Consider the following 15,707-nt stretch of genomic DNA (forward strand, 5'->3'; position numbering starts at 1 on the left):
TTACTCGGTTCGCCTAACGATCGGCGATCGTTCAGCGTGCCTGCTGGTGATCCAGCGCGGCCTTCACCAGACCCGCGAACAGCGGATGCGGCTTGGTCGGACGGGACTTGAACTCCGGGTGAGCCTGGGTGGCCACGTAGAACGGATGCACCTCGCGCGGCAGCTCGACGAACTCGGTGAGCTCGCCGTCCGGGCTCTGGCCGGAGATGCGCAGGCCGCCTTCACGCAGCTGGTCCTTGTAGGCGACGTTCACCTCATAACGGTGACGATGGCGCTCGGTGACATGCGTGGTGCCGTACAGCTCGGCCACCAGGGAGCCCTCCTCCAGTTCGGCCGGGTAGCTGCCCAGTCGCATGGTGTGGCCCATATCGCCCTTGCCGGCGACGATGTCCTTCTGCTCCTCCATGGTCGCGATGACCGGGGTGTCGCAATCGGGTTCGAATTCGGTGGAGTTGGCGTCCTCCAGGCCGAGCACGTCGCGTGCGTACTCGATCACCATGGACTGCAGGCCCAGGCACAGGCCGAGGGCCGGCAGCTTGTTCTCGCGGGCGAACTTCAGGGCGCCAATCTTGCCATCGATGCCACGGATGCCGAAGCCGCCGGGCACGACGATGCCGTCGACCTGGTCGAGCGCGGCGGCCGCGCCTTCCTCGGTCTCGCACTTGTCGGCGGCGACCCACTTGACGTTCACCTTGGCGTAGTTGGCGAAGCCGCCTGCCTTGATGGCCTCGGTGACGGACAGGTAGGCGTCCGGCAGATCGATGTACTTGCCGACGATGGCGATGTTCACCTCGTGCTTCGGGTGGTGCACGCGCTCCAGCAGATCCTCCCATTCGTCCCAATCGACGTCATGGAACGGCAGGCCGAGCTCGCGGACCACGTAGGCGTCGAGGCCCTCGTTGAACAGGATCTTCGGCACATCGTAGATGCTCGGGGCATCCACGCAGTTGACCACGCCTTCGGAATCCACGTCGCACATCAGGGAGATCTTGTCCTTGATGGACTGGTTCAGCGGGCGGTCGGAACGCAGGACCAGGGCGTCCGGGGAGATGCCGAGCTGACGCAGCATCATGACGGAATGCTGGGTCGGCTTGGTCTTGAGCTCGTGGGCGGCGGCGATGTACGGCACCAGGGAGACATGCACGAACATGCAGTTCTCGGCACCCAGATCGCGGCGCACCTCGCGTGCGGCCTCCAGGAACGGCTGGGATTCGATGTCGCCGACGGTGCCACCGATTTCGGTGATGATCACATCGACGTCATCGGACGCCTGGGCGCGCATACGGGACTTGATCTCGTTGGTGATGTGCGGGATGACCTGCACGCACTGGCCGAGGTATTCGCCGGCGCGTTCCTTGCGCAGCACTTCCTGATAGATCTGGCCGGTGGTGACGTTGGCCTTCTGGCTCAGGTAGACATCGAGGAAACGCTCGTAGTGGCCGATGTCGAGATCGGTTTCGGCACCGTCTTCGGTGACGTAGACCTCGCCATGCTGGAACGGGTTCATCGTGCCGGGATCGACGTTGATGTAGGGGTCGAGCTTCTGCTGGAGGACCTTGATGCCACGGGAGCGCAGCAGACGACCGAGGGAGGAGGCGGTCAGGCCTTTGCCGAGGGATGAGACGACGCCACCGGTGACGAAGATATGCTTGGTGACGTGCTCTTGAGGATTGCCATGTGTTCTTCTAACCATGGAACTCCAGCTTATCATTCACAGTTGACGCGGCGTGTTATGCGATTCCCCTTCAATGGCGTGCCGCATGAAACGCGATGCATGACGCCGATGAAAGCGCCAGAATACACGATGGCCGGCCCTGTGTAGGGCCGGCCATCGGCGCGTTTATCGGAGTTGCTTATGGATTAATGCGCTCAGTTGCGTTCCTCCTTTCCGCGAAGGAACAGCATTGCGGCCGCAGCCGCGGCCAATGCCACAAGCGCGAACACCAGTACGGATGCGCCGGTAGCCGCCGTGGCGGAGGCTGCGCTCTTCGCATCGCCCGCAGCGGTCTTGTCGGCGGACGGGACGACGGCCTGCTTCTGCACGTGCACGGTGCGGGTGAAGGTCGTGGTCTTGCCGCGGGAGTTAGTCACGGAGTAGACCAGCTGGTAATCGCCCACCTTGTTGATGTTCACAGCGCCCTTGACCTGGATCTTGTCGGTCAGGTCGCCGTCGATGTCATCGGTAGCGGAGACGCCGGCCATCGGGTCGAACTTGGAGCCGACGGTGATGGTCGTCGATTCGGTCACGCCGCTGATCACAGGGACGACGTCATCGGCGGAAGCGACCTTGAGCACGGTGGCGGACAGCGCACCAGCGGTGTATGCGGAACCCTTGCGGACGGTGACGCTCTTGACGTCGTCATCGCCGTAGACGGTGCCGTCCGCGGCAAGCACCTCGTACTTGCCGGCGGCGACGCCGTTGATGGAGGCGGCCTTGCCGTTGGCGTTGAAGATCACCACGTAGGTGCCGCTGGAATCCTTCGCCTGGTAGGCCACGACGCCGTCCGCGGACTTGAGCATGGTCACGCTGGCGTTGATGTCGTCGTAGCTGGTCTGGCGGAGGGCGGCGATCCTGTTGCGCAGCTTGATCAGGCCCTTGACGTAGTCGACGGAGCCTGCGTACTGCGTGGTGCGATCCCAGTCGATGGCGTTCACCTCGTCGCCGGCATTGTAGCTGTCGCTGTTGCCGCCCTTGGTACGCAGGAACTCCTGACCGAGCTGGATGGCCGGAATGCCTTCGGACAAGTAGACCACGGAGTCGGCAAGCTTGGCGCGGGCCTCGGTGGTGGCCTCGTCATCCGTAGGCACGGATGCCTTGAGCTTGTCGTACAGAGTCATGTTGTCGTGGATCTCGGCGTAGTTCACCACCTGGCCGGCATCCGCGTAATGATCCTGCGCGTTGCCGTTCCAGCAGGTGGTGCTGGCGTCGGCATCGTACTGGCAACCGAGCACGTTGTGGGCGATGAGGCTCTCCTGATCGGCCTTGCCGGAGACGAAACCGGTGTCGGTGTCGGAGAACACGGAGCCCTTCAGGCCGTCACGGATCGAATCGTTGAAGAACGCGATGCCGTTGTTCGTACCGTCCGAAGCGACCTGGTAGGCGTTCGGCTGGATGGTCATCTCGCTCTTGTCCATCGTGGTGTTCATGTCCCAGCCTTCGCCGAGCACGATGATGGACGGGTCGATCTTGTCGAGGGCCGCACGGACCTCCTGCATCGTCTTGGTGTCGATCAGGCCCATGAGGTCGAATCGGAAGCCGTCGATGCTGTAGTTCTTCGCCCAGTAGGTCACCGAGTCGACGATGTACTTGCGCATCATCGCACGCTCGGAGGCGGTGTCGTTGCCGCAACCCGAGTTGTTGACCAGCGAGCCGTTGTCGTCATAGCGGAAGTAGTAGCCCGGGACCGTCTTGTTGAACGAATGGTTCGCGGCATTGTAGACGTGGTTGTACACCACATCCATGATGACGCGGATGTTGTTCTGGTGCAGACCCTTGACCATCTGCTTCATCTCGGTGACGCGGGAGCTCGGGTTGCTCGGATCGGAGGAGTACGAGCCTTCCGGCACGTTGTAGTTCTCCGGGTCGTAGCCCCAGTTCTGCGCGCCCTGGGCGTTGTAGTTCAGATCGCCGGTCTCGTTGACGGAACCGTAGTCGTACATCGGCATGATCTGCACGTGGGTGACGCCCAGCTTCTTGAGGTAGTCGAGGCCGGATGTCGCGCCCTTGGCGGTCTTCGTGCCGGATTCGACCACGCCCAGGTACTTGCCCTGCTTGTCGGCGGAGACGCCGGAGTTCGGGCTGATCGAGAAGTCGCGGATGTTCATCTCGGCGATGGACGCATCGGTGGTCTTGGAGAAAGCGCCCATGCGCTTACCCGCGTTGCCCATGTCCTTCTTGGACAGCACCACGGAGCGTTCGCCGTTGGCGACGGCCGCGGTGGCGTACGGGTCGGCCGAGGTGTTCACCGTGCCGTCGGCGAAGGTGAGCCTGTAGGAGTAGGCGGTGCCGGAGGCGAGCTTCTTCACCGTGGCGCTCCACACGCCCTTGTCACCGCTCGTCATGTCGATGGTGCGATCGACGTCGGCGTTCGGATCGTCGGACTTGTAGGTGATGAGCTTGACGTCGGTGGCGGTCGGAGCCCACAGCTTGAAGCCGGTCTTCGCCGCCGTGTAGGTGGCGCCGAGATCGTCGCCGCTGTAGGCGTACTTCTTGTCGAAGGCGTCGGTGCGGACCACGGAGCCTGCGACGGCGTCCTGCGAGCCGAAGCCCTTGACCTCGACGGTGTACTTGCCGCGCACGTCGAGATCCTTGTCGGTGGTGATGATCACCTTGGCGCCATCGGCCTTGACGCTCTTGACGGCCACGGTCTTGCCATCGGCATCCTTGACAGTCACGTCGTCCTTGATGTCGTCGGCGGAGACCTTCTTGGAGAGCTTGGCCGTCAGCTGGTTGGTGTTGGAGATCTCGGCGGACTTCATGGAAGCGCCGAGGGCCGGACGTGCGGTGTACACCGTCGCATCGCCGTTGAGCATCCACACTTCGGCGGTGGCGGTGGCATTGCCATCGGCGCCGTCGAATGCCAGGGCACTCGACGGGATCTTGTGATCGCCGTCGTCCGGATCCTTGGCTTTCCACGCATCCTTGCCGTAACGACGCAGCATGCCGATGTCGGAGGCACCCTCGTTGTTGTAGTAGGCGTAGTTGGTGAAGGAGTATTCCGCTACTTCGCCCCAATCGTCATGGGAGGTGAAGGCGGCGGCCCCGCCGTTCCAGTTGGAGGACCAGGTCCAGATATCCCACTGCGGGACGGTGGTCGAGGTGTCCTCGGAGTTGAAGTACAGGCCGTCGTCACGGTTGTAGTGGACCTTCACCTTGACGGTGGCGGCCGTGCACTTGTAGTCGGCCGGTGCGGCATCGAGCGTTTCAACGGTGGTCGATTCGCCCTGATCCGGGTACTTGGTGCCGTCGATCCACACTTCCGCGGTGCCGTCGGCGTTCACTGTGGCGCTGCGGTCACCGCCGTACTTGTTCCAATCGCTGCTGGTGATGATGAAGCCGAAGTTCTCGAACTTGCCGTCGAAGGTCAGCGTGGCGACCTTGCCCCAGCAATCGGTGCCGGTGAAGGCATGGTTCTCGGCGTTGATGTCCGTACCGCCGGTGTCCTTGCCCCACACGTACACGCCACGGTTGTCCGAGGCGCTGGAGGGCTTGTAGTGCACGACGAGTCGAGTCTGGCCACCAATGGATTCGGGGTTGCCCACGGTCGCGGACTGGTCGGCGACACCCACGTGCGTGATACCGGCATTGGCATGGTAGTTGCCGCCGCCCTTCGGGTTCTCCCACTGGTCGGTGCCGGCATCATGGAACACGAAGTCGATCTTCTTGCCCTTGGTGCCGATGGTGGCGGTGTAGTAGCCCTGCGCATCGAGCGTCATGTCGGCTTCCGGCTGATTCCAGTCGTCGCCGAGGCCGTAGTGGACCTTTGGGGTCTTCCAGCTGGAATCGTTGGGCTTGTAGTAGATGGTGATGCTCTTGTCGTCGGGCAGGACCTCGTCATCCTCCTGATTCACGTCCGGATCGGACGGGTCGGTGGCCGTGGATGCGGCCGGATGATCGGCCTTGGTGGCACCGGCATACAGGGCGATGGCGGAGTGTGCCGGAACGGTGGTCTCGACCTTGCCGCCCTTGACGGTCACGGTCTTGGAGCAGTCCATGGTGGCGTACACGTTGCAGTATTCGCCGTCGGCCAGAGACGTTGTGTACGAGGCGTCCTTGTCCTTCTTGCCGTTGTTGATGGCGATGAAACCCTTGTCCCCACGGGAGAAGGCGATGTTGTCGCCGCCGTCATCCTGCCAATCGGTGACCTTGGTGCCGTTGACGTAGTTGCGGAAGGCGATCATACCGCGGGTGGAGGTCCAACGCTGCTCGCAGTTCCAATCGGAATCGTTGGTGGCGCAGGCCTTGTCCATATCCACATCGGGCACGGAAGTCGCGGTGGCGTTGGGCGCGCCATCGTCGTTGACATCCCACTTGTAGTCGGAGAGCAGACGCGGGGTGCCGTAGTCATAGGCCAGCATGAAGGCGTTGGCCAGCTGGTACTTGGCACCATCCTTGTAGGTCAGCGCGCCCTCGTTGCGGGCGGTGTCCCAGTTGGTGACGAACACGTTGGCGTCCTCGGACGACAGATCCTTGCTCAGGCGGTCGCTCAGGCCCTTGAGGTTGGCGATCTTATCCTTGAAGGTCTGGTTCATTTCGGACTTGAAGCCGAATTCTGTCACGGTGCCGTTCTGCACGTAGTTGCTCGGCTGGATGCCCGCGGCTTCGGAGGAGTTGCCGATGACTTCCTGAATCCAGTAGATGTCGCTGGCGTTCTTGCCGATCTTCTTGGCGAACTTCTCCTTGATCGCCTTCATGGAATCGGTGTGGATGTGCTTGACGGCATCCATGCGGAAGGCACGCACGCCGGCGTTCCACAGCGAGACGAGATAGTCGGACTGGATGTCCTGTACCTTCTCGCTTTCGGAATCGAAGTCCCACATGGATCTCAGGCGGCACTCCTGAACTTCCTTCTGATTGGTGTAATCGGAGATGTTCTGCTTGCAGCTATGGAAATCGGAGGCGGTGATGCCTTCCGGATACTGCTTGGTGGCAAAGCCTGGGTAGGTTTCGGTGGAACCGTTGTAGTCACTGCCGGCCACGCCCTTCTGGTCCCCCGCGGCCACGTCGAAGCCGGTGGTCTGGTTGAGCACCACATCGGCGATGATGCCCACGCCTGCCGCGGAGCACTGCTTGACCATGTTCTTGAATTCGGCTTCCGTGCCCAGCTTGGAGTCGAGCTTGTAGCTCACGGGCTGGTAGCTGGTCCACCACTGCGTGCCCTGGATGGATTCCTGCGGAGGCGAGACCTCCACATAGGCGACGCCTTCCGGACCATAGGTATTGGTGCATTCCTTGGCGATGGTGTTCCATGTCTGCTGGAACGCGATCACCTGAACGTCCTTCTTGCCGGAGGATGTGGTTTCCTCGGCCTGAGCGACGCCAGGAACCGCGATCAGCGACGCACACGACATCGCGGCGACAACACTTGCCGCCAGCATTCGTCTGAACGACCGTTGAGCGATCATGCTTCCCTTTCCTCGTCATCGAGAGTATCCCCTGTCGCACCATGCGACAGGTTGATTGATAACGCAAGCATTGCCGCCATTACGGATTCTGACCGCCCTTGGCCGCATCTCTCATTATCGATGATGCATACGTTATCAATCAGGTTCTATCGTATTTCACAGAACCTACAAAGCATAACCAGCACTGCGTGTCGAACGTTTGCGACAGCAAGGGCGGGTGCCGTCATTCGACGGCACCCGCCCTATCGGAACACAAGCAGCGGAATGCTGCGGTTCAGACGCCTGTCATCGCGCGTCATCCGGCAATCAGATGCGCAACGGCCTCAAGCGCAAGCTTGTACCCATAGAATCCCATGCCGGTAATGGTACCGGTGGCAACCGGCGAGATCACGGAACGCTTGCGGAATTCGTCGCGCGCGGATGGATTGGAGATATGCACCTCCATCAGCGGCAGACCCTCATCGATCACCATATGGGCGGCATCGGCAAGCCCATAGGAATAATGGGTGAAGGCGGCGGGATTCATCACGATCGGAGTCTTTTCGTCCGCAGCCTGATGCATCCAGCGGATCATCTCGGCTTCGTCGTCGCTCTGACGGACTTCAACCTCAAGGCCAAGAGCCTCGCCCCATTCGGTGCACAGCCTGCGCAGAGTATCAAGATCCTGCTTGCCGTACACGTCGGGCTGGCGTACACCCAAACGACCCAGATTCGGCCCGTTGACCACCACTACTTTCGTCATATCGCTTCCTTCTGTGTTCGTTCTTGCGATGTATACCCTACTGCTGGATGCGTCGGAACGCCTCTTCGACAGCGTCCGCCGGCGGATCCTCGAGATGGATGGGGTGCCCCACCGATTCGAGCACCACGAAACGCAGCTTGTTGCCACGCGCCTTCTTGTCTCGGTGCATCAGCGCCAGCACATCGCTCCAGCTGCCGTTGTTCCACGACGTCGGCAATCCGAGCGAGCCGAGCAGCGAACGGTGGTAATCGACCAGATCCTGATCGATATAGCCGAGCAGATGCGACAGTTCGGCCGCATACACGCAACCGACGGCAACCGCATTGCCATGACGCCAGCGGAAATGCTCCAGCTTCTCGATGGCATGGCCGAGCGTATGGCCATAGTTCAGAAACTCACGCAGACCGGCTTCCTTGAGATCGGCGGACACATGGTAGGCTTTCACTCCCACGGTATGCTCGATGAGTTCAGCCACCACATCCTTAAGCCCGGAGTCCAGGAACATCGCGCCGTCGAACGAACGCAATTCGCTGGCATGATCCTCGAGGATCCGCAGAATCTCCGGATCCATGATGAAGCCCGACTTCGCCACTTCGCCCAAACCCTCGATGAAGATGTCGTTCGGCAGCGTGGCAAGCGTGCGCATATCCGCAAGCACACCGGCAGGGGTGTAGAACGAACCGACCAGGTTCTTGCCCGCCTCGGTGTTGATACCGGTCTTGCCGCCGGTGGACGCGTCGACCATGGCCAGCAGCGACGTCGGGCAGTTCACGTACCGGATGCCACGCATCCACGTGGCAGCGATGAAGCCGGCAAGATCGGTGGCCGCTCCCCCGCCAAGACCGACGATCGCATCGGAACGGGTGAATCCCTCGTCGCCCAGCCTGCGCCATACACCGTTGGCGACGTCCACGGTCTTGCCTGCCTCGGCGTCCGGCACCACGATGTCGGATACCGTGTACCCGGCCTGACGCAGCAGGGTGCGCGCGTGGTCGCTGTGCCGCTGCACCGGCTGGGTATGGATCAGGGCCACACGCACGACGCCCTCGCCAAGCACGTCGGGAAGATGATTCATCGTACCCTCGCCGATGCACACGTCATATGGCTCGATCCCCGTGCCGGTAACGTGCACGATACGCTCACGAATCATATCCATCACCTTCCTCGCCGCCATCTGCGGCGTCTGACCGCGTGTATGCACGCGTACGTTAGCGACCTTGCGGAACACCGGGTCGCGTTCCTTGTACAGCTTCTTCCAACGGGCGTCGGCATCCCCGTTCAGCATGGGCCTGCCGCCGCCGCGGTTGGCCCGTTCCATGGCTTCGGCCGGATCGGCGTCCAGATACACCACGCGACCGCCCCTGGCGATGTAGTCGGCAAGGGCACGCTGCGTGGACGGGGTCATGGGGGCACCGCCGCCCAGCGAGAAGATGCCATCGAAATCCTCAAGCATATCGGCGATGAGATCGGCCTCCACCTTGCGGAACGCCTGCTCTCCCCTACGTTCGAAGAACTCGGGGATGCCCATGCCCACCTCGTGCTCGATCTCCACGTCGGCATCGGCGAACGGCAGATCCATGATGTGGGCGACCTCCTTGCCCACACGGGTCTTTCCTGCACCCATCATGCCGATGATGACGGCGACCGGCATGGTCCGTACGCCGCTCACCGCATGTGCTCCGGCCAGGAAGCGAGGTAGGACTCGCAATTGCGGCGCGTCTCCTCGATGCTGTCGCCGCCGAACTTCTCAAGCGCATACTGCGCGATGGTCAGACGTACCATGGCCTCGGCGACCACGGCCGCCGCGGGGACCGCGGTGGAGTCGGAACGCTGGTTGATGGCCTGCGCGGCCTCGCCGGTGAGCACATCCACCGTGCGCAGCGCCTTGGGAATGGACGGAATCGGCTTCATCGCGGCACGCACGACGATCGGCTGCCCGTTCGACATGCCGCCCTCGATACCACCGGCGCGATTGCTCACACGCACGATGTGGCCATCCTTCATGACCATCTCGTCATGTGCCTCGGAGCCCGGTCGCATCGCCTCCAGGAAGCCGTCGCCGATCTCCACGCCCTTGATGGCCTGCACACCCATGACGGCGCTGGCCAGCGCCGCATCCAGACGACGATCGGATTCCACATAGGTGCCGATGCCTGCGGGCACGCCATAGGCGATGACCTCGATCACACCGCCGAGCGTATCGGCATTCGCCTTGGCCTCGTCGATGCGGGCAATCATGCGCGCCTCGGCATCTTTGTCGAGCGTACGCACCGGAGAGGCGTCCAGCGCCTCAAGATCATCGGGGGTCGGGCGCTTGGCGGTGGCCTGATCCTCCACGCCCGCGCCGCCGATGGACAGCACATGGGAAACGGTGCGGATACCGAACGCCTGCTCAAGGAAGTCCGCGGCGATGGCGCCGAGCGCCACGCGGGATGCCGTTTCGCGGGCAGAGGAACGTTCCAGCACCGGGCGGGCGTCATCGAACGCGTACTTGCGCATGCCGGTCAGATCGGCATGCCCCGGACGGGGGCGGCTCAACGGCGCATTGCGGCCCTCGCGGGCAAGCTCGTGGTCGAGCGGGTCGGCGCTCATGACCTCGGTCCACTTGGGCCATTCGGTGTTGGCGATCTCCACGGCAATCGGCGTGCCGAGCGTGCGCCCATGACGCACACCCGTCAGCAGACGCACCTTGTCCTGCTCGAACTTCATACGCGCACCGCGGCCATAGCCGAGTCGGCGACGCGCCAAGGCGCCTACCACGTCGTCGCTCACGACGCGGACGCCGGAGGGCAGACCCTCGATCATCGCCACCAATGCCTCGCCATGCGATTCGCCTGCCGTCTGCCAACGCAACATACGTTTCCCTTTCACTCGCAAATAACTGGGTTAATGTTAAGGCATGGCATACCTGTTCTACCTGCCGAGTTTGCTATGTGGGCTCGCAATCAGCGTCGAGGACGCGCGACACCGCCGTGTTCCCGTCCTATGGGCGTTGATCGGCTCCGTGGCGCAACTCGTTTCCAATATCGTCGTGGCCGCACTGGGCAATTCCTTCTTCACCGTGTTGCAATCCATACTGTTCGCGCTGCTGTGCACCGGCGTGATGGCGCTGCTCGCACTGGTGCGATCGGGCGGATTGGGACGCAACGAGATCACGGCGATGTTTCCAATCGGTTTGGCCGTAGGCATGTGCGCATTGCCGGCAATCATCGTCTGGTGGCTGCTCATGCTGGCGTTTGGCCTGGCGTTCACGGCCTGCTGGAAGCGCTTCGACCCGCAGCGCGGCACGCCCTATCGCGGCGATGTGCCGTTCGTTCCGGTAATCGTCGTGGCCGCGATCTGCGCGGTGGCCGCGACCACGTTGTACGGCATGTGATCGTTCGGCATATTGCGAAAACGGCGCCGGCCCCCTGTTGAGGGTCGGCACCGTTTTCTATTGCCGGTACTAGTTGGCGTTCTTGTTGTTCGCCTTGTACTTCTGCACCAGCTTGTCGAAATCGTCGGCGTTGTCCGTGAACTCGGTCTCGCCCGAGGCCAGATCGGTGGTGACGAAATACAGCCAGTCGCCCTGCGGCGGATCGAGGGCAGCCTGGATGGCCGCGTCCCCGGGGTTCGAGATCGGCGTGGGTGGGAGCCCCTTGTGGATACGCGTGTTGAACTTATTGGAGCTGTCATCCAGCATCTTCTGCGTGATCTGCGAGGACTTGACGTTGTTGCCGTAGGCCACGGTGGAGTCCATGCCGAGCGTCATGCCCTTGTCGAGACGATTCAGGATCACGCGAATGACCTTGCCGTAATCGTCCTTCCGGTTGACCTCGGCCTCGGCGATGGAAGCCATGTTGAGGATCTTCTCGCGTTCGCTGCCGGTGGGCACGCCCAGGTCGTCCAGCTTCTTGATACGGCGGTCGACCATCATCTTCAGGATCTCCTTGGCGGAGGACTTCGACTTGATGTCGTACTGCCCGGGCTCAAGCCAACCTTCGAAGTGGCCGTCCGCCTCGGACGGCAGGATGCCCGAATCGTCGCCGTCCACGATGGAGGTGAATTCGGATTCGGCGATGCCGCTCATCTCGGCCGCGCCCTTGATGACATCGCTGACGCGTTCGCCGGCGCGCACGTCGAAGAATCCCTTCGCCTGACTGGTGTCGGAGAGGATCTTCATCGCATCGGCGTTGCTCATGTGCTTCTTCAACTCGAACGTGCCCGGATACAGGTTGACACTGTTCGCGCTCACCACATTGGCGAACGATTCGGCGGATTTGACAACCCCTGCCTTGACCAGACGCCTGCCGATGGCAAGCGCGTCCTCACCGGATTCGATGGTGAAGGACACCTTGCCGCTTCCCGGACCTTCGTAATCCTCGGAAAGCCGTTCGTTCATCTCGTTCTGCGCACGGACCGCATTGATGCGTCGCACTCCGAAATACGCGGCGGAACCCACCAGACCAAGTACGACGATGACGGCGATGGCGATCAGCCAACGCTTGCGCTGCTTCTTCTTACGACGCTTGCGCATCTCCCTGCGCGATTTCGGCGGTTTCGGCGGTTCGACGACGGGAGCCGCCGAATTGCCTTCCACCCATTGCGTATTCTCTTCGAAGTAATCGTTGAAAGAATCGGCCATTACTTCTCCCTGCTATTTCCTCTATCCAACGCGGACTGCAATATCACGACAGCGGACTGCTGATCGACTACGGGTCTGTGCCCTCGTTGTGCAATATTCGCCTGACTGAGCTGACGATGCGCGCTTACCGTTGTCAGCCGTTCGTCCATCAATTCTATCTCGGGCACCCGTTCCAGAGTGGTCTCGCCGGACTCCATATACAAACCGATCCGCTTGGCGAGATTATTGGCCCACCTACGGGCCTTCTTGGCGCTTTTTCCTTCTTCGCCGCTGAGCAGCAGCGGCAGGCCAATGACCACATGGTCCACGTTTTCGTCTTCGATGGTATAGATCACGTCATCTATGGCGCGAAACGAGTCGCCATAGGCTTGGATGTTACCAATCGGATGTGCAAAGGTGAGCTCGGGGTCGGACAATGCAAGTCCGACCCGAGCATCACCCAGATCAATTCCCAACCAGGTCATGCCTGTGGGTTCAGCCCTTCACTGCCTGGGCCTTGAGCGCTTCGAGCGCCGCGTCGATCTTCGAGGCATCGGCGCCGCCGCCCTGGGCGAAGTCCGGCTTGCCGCCGCCACCGCCGCCGAGCATCTTGGAGGCGCCACGAACCAGGTCGCCGGCCTTGATGCCCAGATCACGTGCCGCGGCATTGGTGGCGACCGCGACCATGGGCTTGTCCTCGGCGCTGACACCGGCCAGAGCCACCACCACAGGCGCATCCTCGCCAAGGCGGGAGCGAACGTCCATCACGGTCTTGCGCAGTGCGTCGAAGGAACCGAAGTGGCCGACGTTCTTGGCCGCGACCTTCACGGAGGCGGCGGATTCGTTGGCGTCCTTCACCAGCTGCGGCACAGCGGCGGACAGCTGGCCCTCGTACATGGCGGCCAGACGGCGATCGGATTCCTTCAGCTTGGCGAGCAGGGTGTTCACGCGCTCGGCAAGCTCGTCGGGACGGGCATTGAGCTTGTCGCTCAGCTGGGAGACCAGCGCATGCTCGCGGGCGTTGAACTCGTAGGCGCCGGCACCGACGACCGCGTCCACACGGCGGACGCCGGAACCGACGGATGCCTCGGACATGATGTTGATGGCGCCGATCTTGCCGACATGGTCGATATGGGTACCACCGCACAGCTCACGGCTCCAGCCGTCCTCGCCGATGGAGACGACGCGCACGATGTCGCCGTACTTCTCACCGAACAGGTGCATGGCCCCAAGCGCGATGGCGTCGTCGAACTTCATCTCCTGGGTGGTGACGGCAAGGTTCTCGCGCAGCTTCTCGTTGACGCGGGCCTCGACGGTGTTCATCACGTCCTTGCTCGGGGCGCTGGACCACTGGAAGTCGAAACGCAGACGGTTCGGGGCGTCCTCGGAACCACGCTGGGTGGCCTGCGGGCCGAGCTCCTCGCGCAGCGCCTTGTGCACCATGTGCGTGGCAGTGTGGGAGCGTGCGATGGCGCCACGACGGTTCAGGTCGATGTTGGCGTTCACCTGGGTGCCCACCACCAGGGTGCCTTCGGTCAGGCGGCACTGATGGACGATGAGGTCCTTGATCGGCTTCTGCACATCGTCGACCTCAAGCACCGCGCCGTCGTCGGACAGGATCTGGCCCTGATCGGCGAGCTGGCCGCCGGCCTCCGCATAGAACGGGGTGCGGTCGAGGATGACCTCGATGTTCGCCGGGCCGGTGACGGCCGGCACGGAGCCCTTGCCCTCCTGCATGATGCCCAGCACAGTGGCGCGGGCGGAGAAGTCGGTGTAGCCGAGGAAGTCGATCGGCTTGGCGAGGGTCTTCTTGAAGTCGTCGTACACGGACAGATCCACGTTATGACGCTTCTTCAGGGCGTCGGCACGCGCACGGCTCTTCTGCTCGGCCATGAGCTCGCGGAACTTGTTCTCGTCGACCTTCACGCCCTGTTCCTCGGCCATTTCGAGCGTGAGCTCGATCGGGAAGCCGTAGGTGTCGTGCAGCTTGAAGGCGTCGGCGCCGGAGACGGTGTCCTTGCCGGATTCCTTGGCCTTGCTCACGGCCATGTCGAAGATCTCGGTACCGGCCTCAAGGGTGCGCAGGAACGCGTCCTCTTCGCCGTACGCGGCTTCGCTCACGTCGTGGAAGGTCTTGTTGAGCTCCGGGTAGGAGGCCTCCATGGCCGCCTTGGAAGTCGGGAACAGGGTGGGCATGACGGCTTCCTGGACGCCCAGGGCGCGCATGGCCTTGACGGTACGGCGCAGCAGGCGGCGCAGCACGTAGCCGCGGCCGGTGTTGCTCGGACGCACGCCGTCAGACATGATCATCAAAGCGGAGCGCACGTGGTCGGCCACGACACGGAACTTGACGTCGAAGGCCTCGTTCTCGCCGTACTTGTGGCCGGACAGACGCTCGGCGGCCTCGATGACCGGGTAGACCTCGTCGGTCTCGTAGATGTTGTTCTTGCCCTGCATCAGGTATGCAAGACGTTCCAGACCGGCACCGGTATCGATGTTCTTGTTCTCAAGCTCACCCACGATATGCAGGTCGGTCTTGGACTTGACGTTGTCGACCTCGTAGTTCTCGAACACGAGATCCCAGATCTCGATGTAACGGTTCTCGTCGGCGATCGGGCCGCCTTCGACACCGAATTCGGGGCCGCGATCCACGTAGATCTCGGAGCAGGGGCCGCCGGGGCCGGGGCCGCCGGTGGTCCAGAAGTTGTCTTCCATGCCCATGATCTGGATATGCTCGGGGTCCACGCCCTCGTTCTTCCACAGGGAACGCGCTTCCTCGTCGTCGGTGAAGGTGGTCATCCACAGCTTCTCCGGGTCGAAGCCGTAGCCGCCCTTGTCCTGCGGGGTGGTCAGCAGTTCGTACGCATAATGGATGGCTTCTTCCTTGAAGTAGTCGCCGAAGGAGAAGTTGCCCAGCATCTGGAAGAACGTGCCATGACGGGTGGTCTTGCCGACCTCGTCGATATCCAGGGTGCGCACGCACTTCTGATTGGAGGCCATACGCGGATGCGGGGCGGTCTGCTCGCCCATCAGGTACGGAATGAACGGGACCATGCCTGCAATGGTGAACAGGGTGGTCGGGTTCGGTGAGATCAGCGATGCCGAGGGAACGACCAGATGGTCATGCGCGGCAAAATAGTCGAGATAGCGCTTCGCTATTTCTGAGGTTCGCATTGGCGAATGGACTCCTTGTGGTTGGTGCGAGGGCACAGTGCACCCTCTTGGTGAATTGGGATG

At 62.3% G+C, this 15,707-nt stretch carries 9 protein-coding genes; 1 reads left to right on the forward strand and 8 read right to left on the reverse strand.

The features are described from left to right. Positions 1 to 31: 31 nt before the first annotated feature. The 5 genes from G1C98_RS04705 to aroC form a co-directional block, all read right to left on the reverse strand. The gene (locus G1C98_RS04705) at positions 32 to 1,693 is read right to left on the reverse strand and encodes a CTP synthase (protein ID WP_169079731.1); all 1,662 of its coding nucleotides are present in this window, start codon (positions 1,691 to 1,693) and stop codon (positions 32 to 34) included. 176 nt (positions 1,694 to 1,869) lie between these two features. Then, entirely contained in the window at positions 1,870 to 7,125 is a 5,256-nt protein-coding gene (pulA, locus tag G1C98_RS04710) for a type I pullulanase (protein WP_169079733.1), read from the reverse strand. A gap of 295 nt (positions 7,126 to 7,420) precedes the next feature. Continuing rightward, positions 7,421 to 7,867 carry a type II 3-dehydroquinate dehydratase gene (locus G1C98_RS04715; protein ID WP_003826484.1) on the reverse strand — a complete coding sequence of 149 codons (447 nt, stop codon included), beginning with the start codon at positions 7,865 to 7,867 and terminating at the stop codon, positions 7,421 to 7,423. A 37-nt stretch (positions 7,868 to 7,904) separates the two neighbouring features. Further along, a complete protein-coding gene (locus G1C98_RS04720) occupies positions 7,905 to 9,518 on the reverse strand; it encodes a bifunctional shikimate kinase/3-dehydroquinate synthase (RefSeq protein WP_169080156.1) in 1,614 nt (537 codons plus the stop codon). Between the two features lie 14 nt (positions 9,519 to 9,532). Then, positions 9,533 to 10,723 carry a chorismate synthase gene (aroC, locus tag G1C98_RS04725; RefSeq protein WP_169079735.1) on the reverse strand — a complete coding sequence of 397 codons (1,191 nt, stop codon included), beginning with the start codon at positions 10,721 to 10,723 and terminating at the stop codon, positions 9,533 to 9,535. A gap of 43 nt (positions 10,724 to 10,766) precedes the next feature. Here aroC and G1C98_RS04730 point away from each other — a divergent pair, with 43 nt between their 5' ends. Next, positions 10,767 to 11,243 (forward strand): peptidase A24, encoded by a 477-nt coding sequence (locus tag G1C98_RS04730; RefSeq protein WP_169079737.1) that lies wholly within the window; start codon positions 10,767 to 10,769, stop codon positions 11,241 to 11,243. Between the two features lie 69 nt (positions 11,244 to 11,312). Here the strand turns inward: G1C98_RS04730 and mltG are convergent, their stop codons facing one another. Genes mltG through alaS form a run of 3 tightly spaced genes read right to left on the reverse strand, consistent with a single transcriptional unit; the run spans position 11,313 to position 15,644 of the window. Further along, positions 11,313 to 12,491 (reverse strand): endolytic transglycosylase MltG, encoded by a 1,179-nt coding sequence (gene mltG, locus G1C98_RS04735; protein ID WP_169079739.1) that lies wholly within the window; start codon positions 12,489 to 12,491, stop codon positions 11,313 to 11,315. Continuing rightward, entirely contained in the window at positions 12,491 to 12,955 is a 465-nt protein-coding gene (gene ruvX / locus G1C98_RS04740) for a Holliday junction resolvase RuvX (RefSeq protein ID WP_169079741.1), read from the reverse strand. Before ruvX ends, mltG begins: the two co-directional genes overlap by 1 nt. A 10-nt stretch (positions 12,956 to 12,965) precedes the next feature. Then, entirely contained in the window at positions 12,966 to 15,644 is a 2,679-nt protein-coding gene (gene alaS / locus G1C98_RS04745) for an alanine--tRNA ligase (protein ID WP_169079743.1), read from the reverse strand. Positions 15,645 to 15,707 lie beyond the last annotated feature (63 nt).

This window comes from Bifidobacterium erythrocebi (assembly GCF_012932675.1).
GTDB classification, from domain to species: Bacteria; Actinomycetota; Actinomycetes; order Actinomycetales; family Bifidobacteriaceae; genus Bifidobacterium; species Bifidobacterium erythrocebi.

Coding starts and splice junctions, on each gene's coding strand:
- mltG (WP_169079739.1), bottom strand. CDS start 12,491: ATGGCCGATTCTTTCAACGATTACTTCGAAGAGAATACGCAATGGGTG.
- ruvX (WP_169079741.1), bottom strand. CDS start 12,955: ATGACCTGGTTGGGAATTGATCTGGGTGATGCTCGGGTCGGACTTGCA.
- G1C98_RS04730 (WP_169079737.1), top strand. CDS start 10,767: ATGGCATACCTGTTCTACCTGCCGAGTTTGCTATGTGGGCTCGCAATC.
- G1C98_RS04715 (WP_003826484.1), bottom strand. CDS start 7,867: ATGACGAAAGTAGTGGTGGTCAACGGGCCGAATCTGGGTCGTTTGGGT.
- alaS (WP_169079743.1), bottom strand. CDS start 15,644: ATGCGAACCTCAGAAATAGCGAAGCGCTATCTCGACTATTTTGCCGCG.
- aroC (WP_169079735.1), bottom strand. CDS start 10,723: ATGTTGCGTTGGCAGACGGCAGGCGAATCGCATGGCGAGGCATTGGTG.
- G1C98_RS04720 (WP_169080156.1), bottom strand. CDS start 9,518: ATGCCGGTCGCCGTCATCATCGGCATGATGGGTGCAGGAAAGACCCGT.
- pulA (WP_169079733.1), bottom strand. CDS start 7,125: ATGATCGCTCAACGGTCGTTCAGACGAATGCTGGCGGCAAGTGTTGTC.
- G1C98_RS04705 (WP_169079731.1), bottom strand. CDS start 1,693: ATGGTTAGAAGAACACATGGCAATCCTCAAGAGCACGTCACCAAGCAT.